Origin of the sequence: Rhodococcus sp. 14-2483-1-2 (assembly GCF_002259405.1) — a bacterium.
In the GTDB taxonomy this organism is placed as follows: Bacteria; Actinomycetota; Actinomycetes; order Mycobacteriales; family Mycobacteriaceae; genus Rhodococcoides.
The window spans coordinates 21,329-36,653 of record NZ_NPFW01000023.1 but is presented as its reverse complement, the minus strand read 5'-3'; the positions used below and the strand labels follow the sequence as shown (position 1 = coordinate 36,653).

Annotated in this window: 15 protein-coding genes; 8 read left to right on the top strand and 7 right to left on the bottom strand. The window is 62.0% G+C overall.

The window, feature by feature from the left end; genetic code table 11:
• Positions 1–93 precede the first annotated feature (93 nt).
• The 3 genes from CH295_RS25550 to CH295_RS25540 all read left to right on the top strand — a co-directional run bounded on the left by CH295_RS25550 (position 94) and on the right by CH295_RS25540 (position 4,187).
• Positions 94–1,803 carry a ParB/RepB/Spo0J family partition protein gene (locus CH295_RS25550; protein WP_094742271.1) on the top strand — a complete coding sequence of 570 codons (1,710 nt, stop codon included), beginning with the start codon at positions 94–96 and terminating at the stop codon, positions 1,801–1,803.
• 276 nt (positions 1,804–2,079) lie between these two features.
• Positions 2,080–3,297, top strand: coding sequence for an IS110 family RNA-guided transposase (locus tag CH295_RS25545; RefSeq protein ID WP_094742270.1), 1,218 nt, complete (start codon positions 2,080–2,082; stop codon positions 3,295–3,297).
• 236 nt (positions 3,298–3,533) lie between these two features.
• Positions 3,534–4,187 (top strand): DUF1109 domain-containing protein, encoded by a 654-nt coding sequence (locus CH295_RS25540; RefSeq protein ID WP_094742269.1) that lies wholly within the window; start codon positions 3,534–3,536, stop codon positions 4,185–4,187.
• 39 nt (positions 4,188–4,226) lie between these two features.
• On the opposite strand, the gene CH295_RS25535 is transcribed toward CH295_RS25540, so the two are convergent.
• Positions 4,227–4,595, bottom strand: coding sequence for a hypothetical protein (locus CH295_RS25535; RefSeq protein WP_141217082.1), 369 nt, complete (start codon positions 4,593–4,595; stop codon positions 4,227–4,229).
• A 392-nt stretch (positions 4,596–4,987) separates the two neighbouring features.
• Between CH295_RS25535 and CH295_RS27970 the strand changes: the two genes are divergently transcribed.
• Positions 4,988–5,125 carry a hypothetical protein gene (locus CH295_RS27970; protein ID WP_170946079.1) on the top strand — a complete coding sequence of 46 codons (138 nt, stop codon included), beginning with the start codon at positions 4,988–4,990 and terminating at the stop codon, positions 5,123–5,125.
• A gap of 211 nt (positions 5,126–5,336) precedes the next feature.
• Here the strand turns inward: CH295_RS27970 and CH295_RS25525 are convergent, their stop codons facing one another.
• Entirely contained in the window at positions 5,337–5,705 is a 369-nt protein-coding gene (locus tag CH295_RS25525) for a histone-like nucleoid-structuring protein Lsr2 (protein ID WP_094742550.1), read from the bottom strand.
• Positions 5,706–6,192: 487 nt separating this feature from the next.
• On the opposite strand from CH295_RS25525, the gene CH295_RS25520 reads away from it, so the two are divergent.
• From CH295_RS25520 to CH295_RS25510, 3 genes are all read left to right on the top strand, one after another.
• On the top strand, positions 6,193–6,942 hold the full coding sequence (locus CH295_RS25520) for a tyrosine-type recombinase/integrase (protein ID WP_094742266.1): 750 nt from the start codon (positions 6,193–6,195) through the stop codon (positions 6,940–6,942).
• A complete protein-coding gene (locus CH295_RS28325; RefSeq protein ID WP_252342184.1) occupies positions 6,939–9,446 on the top strand; it encodes a tyrosine-type recombinase/integrase in 2,508 nt (835 codons plus the stop codon). Before CH295_RS25520 ends, CH295_RS28325 begins: the two co-directional genes overlap by 4 nt.
• 87 nt (positions 9,447–9,533) lie before the next feature.
• A complete protein-coding gene (locus CH295_RS25510; protein ID WP_252342183.1) occupies positions 9,534–9,968 on the top strand; it encodes a hypothetical protein in 435 nt (144 codons plus the stop codon).
• 223 nt (positions 9,969–10,191) lie between these two features.
• Here CH295_RS25510 and CH295_RS25505 read toward each other — a convergent pair whose 3' ends face one another.
• From CH295_RS25505 to CH295_RS27965, 5 genes are read right to left on the bottom strand one after another with little or no spacing between them, the layout of a single operon-like run.
• Positions 10,192–10,884, bottom strand: coding sequence for a CPBP family glutamic-type intramembrane protease (locus CH295_RS25505; protein ID WP_094742264.1), 693 nt, complete (start codon positions 10,882–10,884; stop codon positions 10,192–10,194).
• Positions 10,881–11,726: a SagB/ThcOx family dehydrogenase gene (locus CH295_RS25500; RefSeq protein ID WP_252342182.1), complete on the bottom strand. Its 846-nt coding sequence runs from the start codon at positions 11,724–11,726 to the stop codon at positions 10,881–10,883. Before CH295_RS25500 ends, CH295_RS25505 begins: the two co-directional genes overlap by 4 nt.
• Positions 11,727–11,740: 14 nt before the next feature.
• Positions 11,741–13,090: a YcaO-like family protein gene (locus CH295_RS25495; protein WP_141217081.1), complete on the bottom strand. Its 1,350-nt coding sequence runs from the start codon at positions 13,088–13,090 to the stop codon at positions 11,741–11,743.
• Positions 13,090–14,079, bottom strand: coding sequence for a TOMM precursor leader peptide-binding protein (locus CH295_RS25490; RefSeq protein ID WP_170946078.1), 990 nt, complete (start codon positions 14,077–14,079; stop codon positions 13,090–13,092). The genes CH295_RS25495 and CH295_RS25490 overlap by 1 nt, the downstream gene beginning before the upstream one ends.
• On the bottom strand, positions 14,076–14,837 hold the full coding sequence (locus tag CH295_RS27965) for an SDR family oxidoreductase (protein ID WP_170946077.1): 762 nt from the start codon (positions 14,835–14,837) through the stop codon (positions 14,076–14,078). The genes CH295_RS25490 and CH295_RS27965 overlap by 4 nt, the downstream gene beginning before the upstream one ends.
• Positions 14,838–15,143: 306 nt before the next feature.
• On the opposite strand from CH295_RS27965, the gene CH295_RS25485 reads away from it, so the two are divergent.
• A complete protein-coding gene (locus CH295_RS25485) occupies positions 15,144–15,281 on the top strand; it encodes a plantazolicin family TOMM peptide (RefSeq protein ID WP_094742261.1) in 138 nt (45 codons plus the stop codon).
• Positions 15,282–15,325 lie beyond the last annotated feature (44 nt).

The following is a 15,325-nucleotide window of genomic DNA, read 5'->3' as shown; positions in this document are numbered from 1 at the left end:
GGCCAGACCGGCCCCGGAAAACAAGAAAACACCGGACAGTGCCTACCTGCCCGGTGTCTCCAACCGAAGAATCTACCAGGGAGAGACACCACCATGACCGCGAGCATCGAAACCACCACCGCCGCAACACAAGCCCCCACGACCGGCACCACGCCGGTCGTGGGGGCGGGCGAGGAGTTCGCCCGCCTGCACCCCACCGCCCTCGAGGTCGGGCCGAACGTCCGCAACGAGGTCGACACCGAATCACCGGCATTCCGAAACCTGGTTGCCTCCATCATCGAACACGGAGTGCTGCAAACGATCTCCGCAGTCCGCGACGGCGAGACCGTGACCGTCATCGACGGCCAGCAGCGGACCCTCGCCGCGATCGAAGCCGGGGTCGAGAGCGTGCCGGTGCTGATCAGGACCGCCGCCAGCAAGGCCAAGGACCGGGAGATCGAACGCCTCACCCAGCAGGTCGTCGCCAACGACCGCAGAATCGGCCTCACCGAAGGTCAGCGGGCGAAGGCAGTGACCGACATGCTCGAACTCGGTCTGTCGGTGCCCAAGATCGCCAGGGCCGTCCAGGTCAAGCGTGAGACCGTCAAAGCGGCAGGGGCAGCGGGCCGCTCGCAGACGGCGATCGGTGCCCTCGACGCGGGGCAGCTCACCCTCGATCAGGCCGCGATCGTGGCCGTGTTCGACGCAGAGGGCGACACCGCCGCCGTCGAGAAGCTACTGGGAGTTGCGCGGTACGACTTCCGGTGGACCGCGCAGCGGCTCCTCGAGGACCGTGCCGTCCGCAAGGCCCGCGCCGCAGCAGGCGCACCGTATGTCGAGCGAGGGCTGACCATCCTCGAGCAAGAACCGGCCTACGGCGGCCCGTACCTGCGTGCAGACGATCTGGTCACCGTCGACGGTGACGCCGTGACCGACGCCGTGATCGAGGCCGCAGCGGGGCACTGGGCGGTGTGGCTGTCGAAGGAAGACCAGTTCACCCTCACCGCGACAGGCGCAGTGATCGAGGAGGACAGCATCGACTGGGACACCGAGGGCGACCCGGAAGCGACACCCGATGAGGGGCTGCACCACCACAAGGACATCACCGCCGCCGAGGTGTGGGTGCCGGAGTACTTCACCGCCGACCCCGACGGCGCCGGTGTGAAGCCGGGGCCGATCCTCGCAGCCGCGCTGGCCGAACCCGCCGCCGATGTCGACCCCGCCGACGCCGAGGCAGTCGCTCGGGCGGCCGAGCAAAAGCGGCTCGCCGCCGAGGCAGCAGCGAAGGAAGCAGAGCGGGCAGCCCGTCGACGGACCAAGGCGCTCAACGTCGCATCGCTCGCCGCGACCGTGGTCCGCAAGGAGTTCGTGTCGAAGTTCCTCACTCGCAAGACCCTGCCGAAGGGGGCCGCGAAGTGGATCACGGACACCCTGGTCGACGAGCCGGGACTGCTCACCCAGAACAAGGCGTCGCAGTACCTCGCGGAGCTGCTCGGAGTGACCGTGGCCGAGCCGACGACCACCCTTTACGGCGACTGGAAGGAGCGGGCCGCACGTGATGCGCTGGCACCGGTGATCGACAAGGCGAGCGACTCACGCGCGCAGGTGATCGCGCTCGCGCAGATCCTCGCCGCCTACGAAGCGCGGATGAGCGGGACTGGTAAGGACTGGTGGAAGCGAGTGGGAGGCTCCAACCAGGACAACTACCTGGGACTGTTGGCCGAGCAGGGCTACGAGCTGACTCCGGTCGAGCAGGTCGCAGCCGGGACGATGACACCGGAACAGGCATACGACGCGCTCAGCGAGGAGAGCGTCACCGACTAGCACCGGTGGCCTCGTCCCCGGCCCGGGTCGAGGGGGCCTGCGGCAGCCCCGTTATCTTCTTTCCACCCTCGTGACCTGCGGGGGTGGGTCGTCTGCTCCGGTATGGCTCCGGCAGCCCGGACGGAACGCACGTCTACTCGAGTGTTGCCGCCGGAGCAGAGGGCGTCGGATCACCGCTGATAGAGGCGTGGCCGATTGAGGGAGAACGGCCTGCATAACGTGAGTGCCGGGAACCGATGCCACGACCGCCGCGAAACATGTTGATGCGGAGGGTGAATGGACAAGAGGCGTTACGACATCTACTGCGGTATCGACGTCGGCAAGAGCGCCCATCACGCGATCGCGCTCACCGCAGACGGACGACGCGTCCTCAGCCGAGACCTGCCCCAGGACGAGGCAATGCTCCGCGCATTGTTCGCTGAACTCGCGGCACACGGCTCGGTGTTGATGGTGGTCGATCAGCCCCGCAACATCGGCGCACTACCGATCGCGGTAGCCCGAGACAGTGGCATCGACGTCGCCTACCTGCCTGGCTTGCGAATGCGGCGGATAGCGGCGCTGTATCCGGGGCAGGCGAAAACTGATGCCCGCGATGCGTTCATCATCGCCGACGCCGCCCGCACCCTGCCCGACACACTGCTGCCAGTCACTCAGAACGACGACATTGTCGAAGGTCTGAGGATGCTCGCCGGGTTCGATTCGGACTTGGCGACCGAGGAGAACCGTCTTTCGAGCCGCATCCGGTCGGTGCTGCTCTCGGTGCACCCGGCCCTTGAGCGGGCTATTGGCAAACACCTGTACCGGCCCGTGGCGCTGACACTGCTTGCCGAGTTCGGGGGCCCGACCGGTTTCGCCGCAGCAACCCCAGCGGCACTGCGGCGGGTGGCGAAGCGGTCGGCACCGCGCATCGGGGACCAGATCGCGGACTCGATCATCGCTGCGCTTGCTGAGCAGACCGTGATCGTTCCGGGGGCGGAGAAATCGGACTTCGTACTGAAAACCCTTGCGCGGCAGCTGAGGGAGGTACGTCGTGCCCGCGCCGAACTCGAGGAGCAATTCGAGTCGGAACTGAACAAACACCCGGCTGGGCCGATCCTGACCTCGATGCCGGGTGTCGGCGTTCGGATCGCCGCCACCATCCTGGTCGAGATCGTCGACGTCGAGCGGTTCGACAGCGCCGGCAACCTCGCTGCCTATGCGGGCGTCGCACCTCGCACGCATCGCTCGGGGACATCGATCCGAGGTGAGCATCGACAACGTGGAGGAAACACCAGACTCAAACGTGCACTGTATCTTTCGGCGTTTGCTTCGCTGCGTGAACCAGTGTCCCGTGTGTACTACGACCGCAAACGAGCAGAAGGCAAAGACCATCGATCGGCGTTGGTGTGTCTGGCCAGGCGTCGAACGAATGTGCTCTACACAATGTTGAAGACGGGATGCGAGTACGAACGCCGGGAAGCCCGGCCGGGTCGAGTGGCTGCCGCTGCGGCGTAGCGCCTTGCCCAGATCGCGTAAAAGCTGTCTGCGAACAACGTTTTCATGCAGCCCACTACGCTGAGGCAATGACCAGCACAGGTGTCGTTGCGGTGTGGAGTGGTGAAGAAGGTTAGCGTACTGACGGACAACACCGAGATCGGCCGTGCCGCCGGTGCGAGTTTGAACGGGTCTCGAACCCCCGACTCTGCCCGCGGCGAAGGTGACCGCAGCGCTGTGACCGATACCCTGACTCGATGGCAAGGAAGACATCGCTCGACGGTTGGGTGCATCAGCAGCTCACGGGCGAGCAGACACGGTCGAAGCCACCGCGGTCGAAGCCACCCGGTCCAATACTGCTGACCTTTGTGACGGCCGCCGTTGCCGTATGGGTCTGCGTCAAACGAAACTGGTGGCCGTCACCGTTCGGCGCTCACACCTGGGCCGACCCACTGCTGGCCCACCTGCTCGTACTTGTGGGTTTGGCCGTCACTGGCCTGGTATGGGCGATCCGAACCCTCTACGTCCTCGGTCGCGACCGACGTTGGTCCTGGTGGATACTCCCGGCGCCCGTGCTCGTCCTTGCCGCCTTCGCGTTCGTGGTGTGGGGGCCAAGCACGACATTCCTCGACAAGCGCAGCGAGTTCGAGGCCATCGCCGTCGACATCCGAAACAACCCCGGCACGTCCCGCGACGAGTTCGAGATCGGTCCTTTCGACATAAAACGCGCGCGAGGCGGCGGCCCGTCGGGAGAGGTCTACTTCGTCGACAATTCGACCGTTTTCTTTAGCTTCACGAGTGGGTGGGTGTACTCGCCTGAGCATGAACCGGCCGGCCTCGGCAATGTCGATTTCTCCTCGACCCATCTCGATGGGCCTTGGTACCGATACGAGTCGGTGTACCGAGACTGATCTGCCGCATTCTGAAGTGGAAGGGTACGTCGGGAATCGTCAGAAGAAAGCCAGCTGTGCGTTGTCGACACGACTACGACCGGCACCCGTGGTGCGGGTCCTGACCCCCTGCCGATGTCGTCCTGGGACTCGATGGGCGACAGCATGCTTCGGGCCGAGATTCGCGACCATGCGACGTGTCAGTTCACTCCGCACGCGAGATCTTTCGTCGGCGCGGGCACGTCCCGCCGCAGTGTCTCGTTCGTTCCATGCCGATTCCCACTGGCGTGATCCCGATGTGGGTTCTGTCATGGCTTTGGCGGTCAGGCGGTCGAGTAACTGATCGATCCTGTCCACCAGAACATCGGCGAGGTCGTCGAGCACACGATCGGGTACAGGAGTTACCCCCAGATCGTCGCTCTTGCTCACACGCGACACCGTAGCGGCAGGCACCGACAGGTTCTGATCAACTGGGTGCCTGCGACACATCTATGCGGGCCGGACGCAGCGCGCGGAGGTTATCCACAGGTACTGTCTCCCTTGGCGATAGTCTGCGCCCAAAACCGGCGGTCCCAGTTCTCAGAACTCAAGCACTCCCCACTGGGTGCCGCCGACACGCCGCACCTCAATGCCACAACCCTCTGACCTGCATGCAACACTGAACTGCAACCTGAACAACTCTGCCCAAAGCCTGATTTCGCGTTGAAGCGAGTCGGGCTTTTTTCGTGCCCGCAGCACGAACACGAAGCCCCTGTCGCTATCGCGGCAGGCCCGGCCCATGGCATCCATGGGCATCCCACCCCAGAAGCGGAGGTGGCGTCATGGAGTATCTCCAGATCGCCGCTCATCTGCTGGTCGGCGTCACCGGGACGATCCTGTCCCTGACGCGGCTTTTGCCCTTGGTGTCGGACAGCGCAAACAAGCGTGCTGTCCGACTGGCCAAGGCAAAGCGCCGGTAGTAGAGCAAGCGAAAAACGCCCATCGACCTTCTGGGGGAGAGGTCTGTCCAAAATTCCCTGGAAAACCCCAGGTCGGCAGAAATTCTCCGCACTTGCTAGGGGTAACGCGGCCACAGATCGCAGTTGCGAAGAAGATAGAAGCACTCGAGCTCCCCCGCTCGGCGCACCACCATCGGCACCCGCTCACGTCGACGCAGGCGGCTCACCGACATCAGTGAGCGGCGTTGTACGCCTCTTCGATGTCGGCCGGAATCCGGCCACGTTCGCTGATCTCGTAACCTTGGTCGAACGCCCACTGCCGGATCGCCCGCGTCTGCTCCGGATCACGCTTGACCGATCCGCCGGCCGCTGTCGCGTTCGACGCGGCAGCGGGGGAGGGCTTACGCTTGCGGCCACCGACCCGCGTCGCATGCCCGACGTAGTAGTCGAGCTTCTTGTGAAACTCGTTCGCGTTCTTCGCTTTCAAGTCGATCGAGTACTCGACGCCGTTGATCGCGAATTCGATCGTCTCGCCGGACTCGTCGTCGATGACCGACCCGTCGATATCGTCCACCAATTGGGTTGTCACTCGTTTGGCCACAGCCGGAAAACCTTTCATCGACACATTCGCAATGCGCAACCGCATTCGTCGTCTCGAGGATAACCAGCGTCGATATCCGCATTCTTCATCGACACGGTAATTGAGCTGCATTCGATTTCCCGCAGTCGGACCTATGGGCACAGTGAAAGCAATCCCGCCGGGTGCGCGGATGGACGTTTTGCGGCAGCCGTAGGCGTTGCAGTGCAACAGTATTCGAACGCGTGGGACGCGTCCGCACGTCCCCTTCGGGGCCGCCCCATACGGGTCACCATTTTTGGTCGTACGAGTCGCCCGAGTCTGACATGCCGGGGACCCCGACCAGTCAACCCACGCTCCGCAAGCTCCGCTCTTCGGGGTTGACAGGCCACCCTCGTCATGTCGATCGGGGACGTCTCATCCGAACATTTGGAAGGTGTCCCTGACATGAACAACTGCGAACTGCTCAACGATCACCAGATCATCACCGGCCTCATCGGCGCAGCCGCAAATGCCCCCGCTGGGGATCCGCGCGCGGCCATTGGCCGCGCAAGGGGAGAGCGGACACCTGCAATATCGCCTTCGAGCCCGACACAGTCTGCGTCAGCCGACGACGCCGGTCGATCGAGCAACCGATCACGAGATCGTGTCGATGTTCCGAGTATGCCGATCTGCCCGAGACCGTCTGATCGTCCTGCTGCTCTCCCGCGCAGGATTGCGCCGCGGCGAGCTGACCGGCTTGAGGCGAAGCGATCTGCACCTGCTGCCGGACAACGCAGTGCACCACTGCCTGATTCTCGGCGCACACGTCCATGTGGTCCGCCGGGAGAACGCCAATGGGGCAGTAGCGAAGTCGCGGCATTCCCGGACCGTGCCACTCGACTTTCTGGTGCTCCATGCCCTCGACCTGTACTACCTCGAACGCGCAGGCAGTCCGCAATCTCGAAGCTGCGACTTCTTGCTGGTCAACCTGTTTCGAGATCCGCTGGGCGCACCGATGACGCTGGGCGCGATCAACGAACTATTCGCAGCCCTCTGTGTCCGAGCGAATCTGGACCGCCCGATCAGCCCGCATCAGTGTCGACATGGGTTCGCCAGCAACCTCGCCGACTCGGGTGCTGTACTCGACGAAATCCAGGGCCTGCTCGGGCATGCATCCCCCACGTCGTCGCAACCGTATCTGCATCCCTCGAACGAGCGACTACGCGCAGCCGTCGACCGAGTCCCGACACCGTCATCGCTCATCGGAGACCACTCATGACCAGCGCTTACCCGCTGCCCGCGCATGCCGACACGGCTGCTGCCGAGGATGCAGACGTCGCGGCACATCTATGGTCGTTGATCACGCAGGACTTCCTCGACCTGATGGGCTGGTCACACGAATGGAGAGTGGCGTACTTCCCTGCCGACCACCCTCTGCTGGGACCGAAACGATGCAAAGTGACCGGATGCGGCATCAAAGCCACCAGCCGACTGCGCCTCTGCCCTTACTGTCTCGATCGTTGGAACTCCAGCAGTGAACAGACAGTCATCGAGTTCGCGCAAGCTGGACGCCCCTGGGTGGCACGAGGAGCGGGGCGCTGCGCCGTACCGGCCTGCGACAGGCCCTGGGTCTCACGATTTGCGTTGCTGTGCCGCAAACATCACGACCAGCGCACACGGATACTGGATGTCCCAATGGACGTGTTTCTCGGCAGCTCGGACACAGAGCCCTTCGACTCGTTGGGCCCGTGCCAAGTACCGGCATGCACCCGAGACCGCGACATCGAGAACATCTACTGCGGCATCCACCGCATGCACTGGAACAAGCTCGTGTTCGCGAGCCCGACAGGGGCGGCCGGTCTCGACGAACCCCACTTTCGCCGCACCTCGGCCGCGATTCCCACAATCAACGAATGCAGTCTGCGAGGCCTGCCGGATCGGATCGTCGCCGAACTCCTGTTGGGAATCCAACAGCGCACCGCGTGGGGCGCGCAAACCTACCCGGACTGGATCCGGCCACTGGTGGCGAAGATGCTGGCAGACGAATGCACCTCGATCGAGCAACTCGATCAATCGGGTCTGTCGAGCAAGACCGGAACCGCGTGCAGGCACATAGTCAAAGAAGTCCGCAGAGCGCAGCTCAGTCCAGAGACGGAACGACTCAAAGACAACTGGGATGCAACAGTATTCGGATACGACGGAGTGCTCAAGTTCGGAGACATCGTCCAGCCCTGGTTGCGAGAATGCACCAAAATCTGGGCCTACAACGATCTACCCAAGCGACGATCCCTCAACGCGAAACAAATCGTACAGAACGAAATCAGAATACTGGTAAGGCTCTCGGAAAGCCTCAAACTGCAGCGACCCGGTGACCGAGGACTCGAACCACATCTGCTGTCCCGCAGCGATATCTGCGGCTTCATGAACCGTCTGACCTTCCTGTGCACCGCAGGAACGATCACCCCCGCTACCCGGGCGGTGACTATCCAGTCGACACGTCGCCTGCTCGCGAACATGCACGCTCTGGGCCTGACCCGAGAAGGCGAACCGATGTGCAGGTTGCCGGACGACTTCATTCTCTATCCCGAAGACGTTCCCATGCCACCGGATGTCGTCAAGGAATGCAGGGATCTGCCCGTCGAAGTCATGCGCCACATCTGCGAACACCTCGACGGACTCGAAGAAGTCAGCACACGCGAGATTCGGGTCGCCGTCGAACTCATCATCGACACCGGGCGTCGACCGGACGAAATCTGTCGTCTGACCCTGGACTGTCTCGAGCGAGACGCACAGGGCAAACCCGTGCTCGTCTACACCAACTTCAAAGAAGACCGACACGGCTGCCGGCTCCCGATCAGCGAAGCAACGGCAGCAATCATCATCGGCCAGCGTGAACGCGTCCAACTGCGGTACCCGAACGAGCCCACCGCGGCGCTGAAACTGATCGCAGCACCCACCCGCAACCCCCACGGCACCAGAGCACTCAACGACAACTACCTCGGCTCGCGTCACCGCGAGTGGCTTCTCACCCTGCCCGACGTCACGGTCCCGATGACGGTCGAAGAAGGAGGGGTAAGAGTGACGAAACTGTTGCCGTTCAACCGCTCTCAAGTATTTCTGTATGCCTATCGGCATACTTACGCTCAACGCCATGCCGATGCCGGAGTTGGTGTCGATGTTCTGTGCGAGTTGATGGGGCACCGCTTCATCGGCACCACTCAGCTCTACTACCGTGTCGGCGAGGATCGCCGGAGAGAGGCGGTCGATCGACTGGCAACGTTGCACTTCGACCGGCATGGGAACAAGATTTGGCGCGCAGCAGCAGCTCTGCTCGACTCCGAGCACGTTCGTCTCGCGGTCGGGCAGGTCGCAGTTCCGTACGGTAGTTGCAGCGAACCGAGCAACGTCGCGGCCGGTGGCCATGACTGCCCGATCCGATTTCGGTGTGTGGGATGCACCCACTTTGCGACCGACGTATCCTACCTCCCTGACCTCGAAGGATATTTGGCCTCGCTTCTCCGCAGCCGGGAACGGATCCGCGGAACGTTCGGTGCCGATGAGTGGGCGAAAGCCGAAGCCCTGCCCTCCGATACCGAGATTGCTCGAATACGGCGGTTGATCGTCCAGATCAAAACAGAGGTCGACGATTTGTCGGAATCCGATCGGGCGCTGGTCGAAGAGTCTGTGTCGACAGTGCGAAAGGGAAGGTCAGCCGTGGTGGGGCTCGAAACACCTCGGGTTCGGCAGCCAGTACCTGACGTCCGCCCCGACCGGAGCACGTAACCGATGTCAGATCCTCTGATCGATGGACGACGCGCCGATTCAGATCGTCGACGGGGCCGCGTCATAGATGCGCTGAGACTGGCATCAGTGAACGGCACAAGCATCACCGTCTCGGGCATTGCCCGTGCCGCGCAGGTCGATCGCACCTTCTTGTACCGGCACACCGATCTCCTCGCACAGATCCACCTCGCCCAATCCGCACTTCCGCCACCGAACATGAATCCAGCGGCGGTCACACGCGAGTCGCTCGCCGCCGACCTCGCCAACGCACAACACCGTATCGGGGCCTTGGTCGCCCGCAACGCACTCCTCGAACGCAAACTGTCCGAGATGCTCGGCCAGCAAGCGTGGCGCGAATCGGGACTCGGAGCACCCGTCGACATCGAACGACTACAACAACAGATCACGGCACTCGAACAACAAACCGTCGATCTCACCGGCCTACTCGACGAACGCGACCAAGAACTCGACGCCGCACGTCACGCCAACCGAGAACTGTTCTCGAACATCAACCGCGACTGATCACCGAACGGGGAAGTGTCCGATTAACGGCGGATCCGACCTCGGTGTCCGTTAGTTTCCGTTCGGGGTTATGCGTCCTTCGAGCGTGATCGCGACCGCGTTGACTGCATACTTGAACCCGATCAGTCATCGCGGGCTTACCTTTCCCGGTCGATCCATTGCCCGCGTCGCCAGATATAGACATGTTGAGGACTGCTGGCTCGGTCGGGAAGTGCTCCTAGATCTAGCTGGGGCGTGTCGGGTTTGCAGCGCCCTGACCACGCAAACTCGTAGTCAACTGAGTGAGGTTGTAGGCGACGTGAAACACGATGCACGCCGTTATTGCCGACGCTGCCGCAAAGGTGAACGTGATAGTTGCGAACGCAGTCATCGACATCCACACGAGAATTCGTTCCCTCGAATCGCGGGTCAGAGGGTTATGAAGCAGTACAAATCCAAGAATGGACAAACCGACCATCGCCGCTACCTGCCACTGGCTGTAGTCGCCTGTGGCCAAGACGATTAGAGGGAGGACCCGCCAGATCACCTCTTCGGCCGCTGCGACAATGACGCACCATCCGTACGCGCCTGCTGACTGTGACTGTCGCGTCAGGGTGAAGGTTCGCACCGTTCGGTTCGTCACCACAACGGTCGAAACGTAGAAACCCACCCCGGCCAGGAGTGCAGCCGGAATGAGTAAAAGGTGTGCAACGTGCAGGAGGTGGAAAAGGCATTCTCTCGCATCGCGGTCGAGGAGCAAGATCGCGATCACAGCGCCACTGAATAAGACCGTAGCGGTGTCGTACACCCCGCCCGCAGGTTTGGTGAGTTGGCGCCACAGCTTCGAGTACGGGCGGGTGGTCCGCATGATCGTCGGTAGTAGCGAGGTCAGTCCCACATGTGCCAGCGGTATTGCCGAGGCGTAGATCAGATTCACCCAGGTTGGCCCAACATGATCATGTAGACCGGTGCATCGTCGACGCCGTTGTGGTCGACAAGAATGTCGGTGACTTCGTCGTCGACGAATCCACCGAATAAGCGGGTTGCCAGGTCGAGGCTTGTCGCGGTGAGCAGCAGATTCTGAGCGAGGTGACCGGCTTCCATCAAGATGAACCGGAGCGAACGCTGGGAGTACTTGAAGCGTGAACGCCACATCGTCGCGGAAATGATCAGCGTCACCGCTGCTTGCTCCGCGACGTCAGGAATCATGGTCGATTTGTGGAGCTTGTCGATATCGGGGTGCTCGTCGATCAGGGCGAATCCATTTCGGAATGGATCGTAATGATAAAGAGTGTTGTCGGTCAGTCCGTTGACTCGGTGTGTCAAAACAAAAATGTCGAGTGGGTAGAGCGCTCCACCGGATGGCGTGTTGCGCCGTTTCTCGTGCGCGTTAATTGCGTACGAACCGTACGAATGGTGCAGGACGCTGTGCAGCTCATCGGCAGAAACCGCAAGCGCCGAGAACGAAGGTGCGCTTCGCCGGCGGTAGAGCGCGTCGTGCAACGTACCGTGAAGCGGCGGCGGGCACTCGAACCCGATGAAAGGCCTGCTGGCGTATCTGCGTCCAGCTCGACGCGAAATCGACTGTAGATCAGGAGAGTTGAGAAGCATGGGTATTCCCGGCGTCTCCCATGGCAAGCCGGGGCGGGTGAGCTTCGAGGCCTCGAAGTAGTTCTCAGCAGGGTCGTCATAGGCAGGGACACCGTCGTTGTAGATGAGGTCCCGCAAATTGACGCTGTGGGCGAGGTTGTCCCCCGACATCGTGTCATCGATAGTCATTGAGATGTCATCTTTCACGGGAAGGGATGCGGGTGCGGGTTGATCGAGGCTGTCGTTACCTTTGTATCGCGGAGCCCGAGGCTGTGAGCGTGGCTGCGTAGTCGTTGTCCGCCGAGGTAACGGCGCCGAAAACCGACATCGAGTGGTTGCAACTGTGGACTGAATGTCCGAAACACGTGCCCGCCTCCCTCCGCGACGTCGGGACTGGTCATGTTGACTGTCATGAGGTCGATTCCGGATGCGCCGGCTACCTCCAACAAGGCATCGAGCAGCTCAGCTGGGTTGTTGCTGGGCAGAACGGGACTGTCTCGGACGTCGCGTCTGTGCGTGCTTGCGGTCAGGAACTCTGTGTGTCGGATCATGTCGGGGTGTGCGTAAAGGCAGATGTGATCGACGAAATCGACTACGTCTGTGTCGTACGTGCTCGGGTTCGGCTGCAGCGTCGTGCCGTCGCGTTGCTCGGCCTTGACCCAATTTCGAGTCTGGAGGCTCTCGACGGCCGCGGAGGCGGCCGCGCGCGCGAGGGTGGGCGCAGATGCGGCACCGAGCGCGATCGGTGCGACGTCGGAGGCCCGATTGCGGGTCACAGCCAGAACGGTCGGGACACCGGTGAGCTCGGTCATGTCGACGAGTTCAGATTCGGTCCCCGACCGCTCGCAGTACCGCCTCAAGAATCGAGTCAGCGCTGGATCGGTAGAAGTATCGATCAGCGGCAGTGATAGCTGGCCGTACCAGGTCTGGACGAATGCATCGCGCTCGAACAACTCGAAAGTGCCGCCGAGCACAGCCTCGATCGGTGTTGCGTGGAAGGCCAACCCGCTGCTGGTTGCATAACCGATATGGGATTCAGGTGTGGGAAACCCCGCGGACAGGTGAACCAACTGTGCGGGAACGTGGACGATTCGTCCTGTTGCGAGATCGGAGCTTTCCCGCCAATGCAGTGCTGTTTCGCTGGTCGGTCGTTCGAAGCGAAACCCGGTCTGGGCGTACTGCTCATCGGAGAACAGCGGCAGAGTGGCCAGATCTACGGTCGTCAAACCTCGACGTGAGAGATCCTCGGTGCTTCCGAATTCGAGAGCATCGACGGGTATCCAGGCGGCGCTGTACCGTTCCACGGACTCGCCGACGGCGGCGAGTCGGGTGATGGTCTCGTCGGTGTCGCCGCCGCCGTTGAACTGGTTGGCAGGTGCGCCGATGAGTTCGGTGCTTGCAGCGGTTTCCGATCCGATGGCGTAGGTGTAGGAGTCGTCCAGATCGTGAACCTTGTGGAAGATGCGAGGAACGATACCGACCAGGGGAGAAGTGAACGCTTTGATGAGGTCGAGAGACTCGTTGGGGTCGGACCACGCCGTGACCGTGGACATCAGCTGTGCTCCGCTTCCTGGTGGAACCACACTTGCGGATGGCCGGTTCCATGGGCTCGAGAGCAATCCGGGCAGCGCGGTACTCGGAGGATTCGGTGGTTTTCCACGGTTAGACCGGTCAACGTGTACTCGTATGTAGCGAAGTGCCCGGGTTCCGCTTGCCCGAACACACCGTCGAGAGCGATGTGACGAACAATCGCGTCTGCGAGCAGGTTTGCCTGCATCTGGTTGAAGGCTGGGTCGGTACCGAAGGCGTCAATTCCTGTTGGCAGGGACGATCCGTGTGCGACCAGAGGACGGAGCTCGCTGTTGTGGTCGGTGCTGGCTCGGCGCATCCGGTAGCAGGTGTGACACGCCGATCGACCGGAATAGAACCACGGCCCCACGCTGAAGCTGTTGCCGGCCGGTGGAACTGCGCACAGCCATACTGCTTCGGCTTCTTGTGAAACCAAGTGCGTATTCCATTGTGTCAGAATCGAATCGTACTCATCGTAGGCCGCGACGAGCGTCAGGGTGCTGCCGGTGGTGGCATCGAAGTCCCGGCCTACGCGTCGAAGAGCAACCCCGTACTCGTCCATGGTGCTGTCGAACCCCGGCGGAATGTGGTCACCGACGATCGCTACGGTCGACTCCCGTAATCGCCGGTCGATCTCCTCTTTGTCGACCTGCCCGCCACCGCGAGCAAACAAAGACGTCACACACGGGCGTGCCGCGGTGGGGGTTGAGGGGATGGGTTCGAGAAAACCGGCGTCGAGCAGCAGTGTTCGCACCTCCGTCAGAGAGTGGCGTTGCCGCTCATCGATGTTCGCGAACTCTTCTGACCGCAGATCCAGATCCCCACCGGACGCAATCAACTCTGTCATGAACGTCGTCAACGCGTTTGTCGGCAGCAGAGTGGTGGCGTCGGCACCGACGATCATCAATTGATCCTCGGATGCGACCGCCCGCGATCCTGCTGCGAGGCGAGTGCGGTGCAGATTCGTCGTCATATGAGCTGATCCTTCTGGTCGTGGGCCAATACTGTTTCGAGGACGGTGAGTGGTTCGGCCGGTTCGTGCTCCAGGAGCTCTGTGATGTCGTTGGTGCCCAGACCGCCTTGGGCAGCCAAACGCTGAGCGTCGACAATCCGCTCGGCAGCAAGTGCCGGGACCCCGCTGTCCGTCATGACCGATACCAATTCGCCAGGTGACATCGACTGCAACGTCACTGGTATCTCGTTGGTCGAGCATCGTCTGGCAAGCTCGGATGTTGCCACGGTTGGCCCCCACACTGTCCAGTGGTGTGGTGCCCGGCGAGGTGTCCGATCGAGTGCGGAGGCCACCGCAGTTGCGGCGTCCGACGCGGTGAGCATTGGTTGGGAAATCAGGCCCTCTACATGGCACAGGACCCCGAATCGGGTCGCCCAGTCCAAGTCCGGAGCAAAATCTTCGATGAGTCGAGAGGCCCTGACGATCGTCAACGAGTCGGAAGCGACGTCGACCAGTGCTTCCTCGAGATCGAGAATTGTTGTTCTGTAGGCAATTCGAGGTCCAGGTCCGCCGTTACGCGTATGCAACGGCGTGATGAGGACGACATGTCCGGTGTTGGCACGGCCGAGAGACTGCAACGCGGCTTCGCGCAACTGCTCTTGGTTCGGCGTGCAGGCATCGATAATTGTTGCTGGCCGTTCCGGACGAGGGTCCGATCTGCTCAGGCGATCGAACTGCGCGGCCAGGGAGCCTCTCGATCCGATGTAGTCGTACGTCATCGTTCACCTCTCGACATAGGTCCTCGATCCGGCCGTGCGGCGAGTTCGATACGTGTTGAACGTGTTTGACGGCATGCACACATCAAGGGGTCGCATAATCCGCACCACCCCTGGAACCGATACTAAGGCGCTCGGTCGGTTTTTAATGTACCAGTTTCATAACTCCTCGGTGAACGATTCATTAATTGCCCTTTACCTATTCCGCTCGCCGGAGAAGCCCGCTACTGTCGGTACCGACCGGAAGGTCCGGTTGCGTTGGATGACGAGAACGGTTATCCAACGGCGTGACAAACAAAGGTAGGCAACATGTCTCGTCTCATTGCTGCACTCCCCGACGTCGCCGAACTCGGAGTCGAGCGATTCACCACCGGGGTGAAGGTCTTCGAACCGACCGCTGCACGGTGCACCTGTACGACCGCACCCTGCTGCTGCTGCACCGGATAGAACGATCCACGTGCGCCGCGAGGGCCCCGCGGCGCATGTGCAGG

What these genes read in the sequence shown, in the direction of transcription:
- CH295_RS25500 (WP_252342182.1), bottom strand. Translation starts at nt 11,726, where the DNA reads ATGACTATCGATGACACGATGTCGGGGGACAACCTCGCCCACAGCGTC.
- CH295_RS25490 (WP_170946078.1), bottom strand. Translation starts at nt 14,079, where the DNA reads ATGACGACGAATCTGCACCGCACTCGCCTCGCAGCAGGATCGCGGGCG.
- CH295_RS27970 (WP_170946079.1), top strand. Translation starts at nt 4,988, where the DNA reads ATGGAGTATCTCCAGATCGCCGCTCATCTGCTGGTCGGCGTCACCGGG.
- CH295_RS25485 (WP_094742261.1), top strand. Translation starts at nt 15,144, where the DNA reads ATGTCTCGTCTCATTGCTGCACTCCCCGACGTCGCCGAACTCGGAGTC.
- CH295_RS27965 (WP_170946077.1), bottom strand. Translation starts at nt 14,837, where the DNA reads ATGACGTACGACTACATCGGATCGAGAGGCTCCCTGGCCGCGCAGTTC.
- CH295_RS25540 (WP_094742269.1), top strand. Translation starts at nt 3,534, where the DNA reads ATGGCAAGGAAGACATCGCTCGACGGTTGGGTGCATCAGCAGCTCACG.
- CH295_RS25545 (WP_094742270.1), top strand. Translation starts at nt 2,080, where the DNA reads ATGGACAAGAGGCGTTACGACATCTACTGCGGTATCGACGTCGGCAAG.
- CH295_RS25520 (WP_094742266.1), top strand. Translation starts at nt 6,193, where the DNA reads ATGCCCCCGCTGGGGATCCGCGCGCGGCCATTGGCCGCGCAAGGGGAG.
- CH295_RS25495 (WP_141217081.1), bottom strand. Translation starts at nt 13,090, where the DNA reads ATGTCCACGGTCACGGCGTGGTCCGACCCCAACGAGTCTCTCGACCTC.
- CH295_RS25550 (WP_094742271.1), top strand. Translation starts at nt 94, where the DNA reads ATGACCGCGAGCATCGAAACCACCACCGCCGCAACACAAGCCCCCACG.
- CH295_RS28325 (WP_252342184.1), top strand. Translation starts at nt 6,939, where the DNA reads ATGACCAGCGCTTACCCGCTGCCCGCGCATGCCGACACGGCTGCTGCC.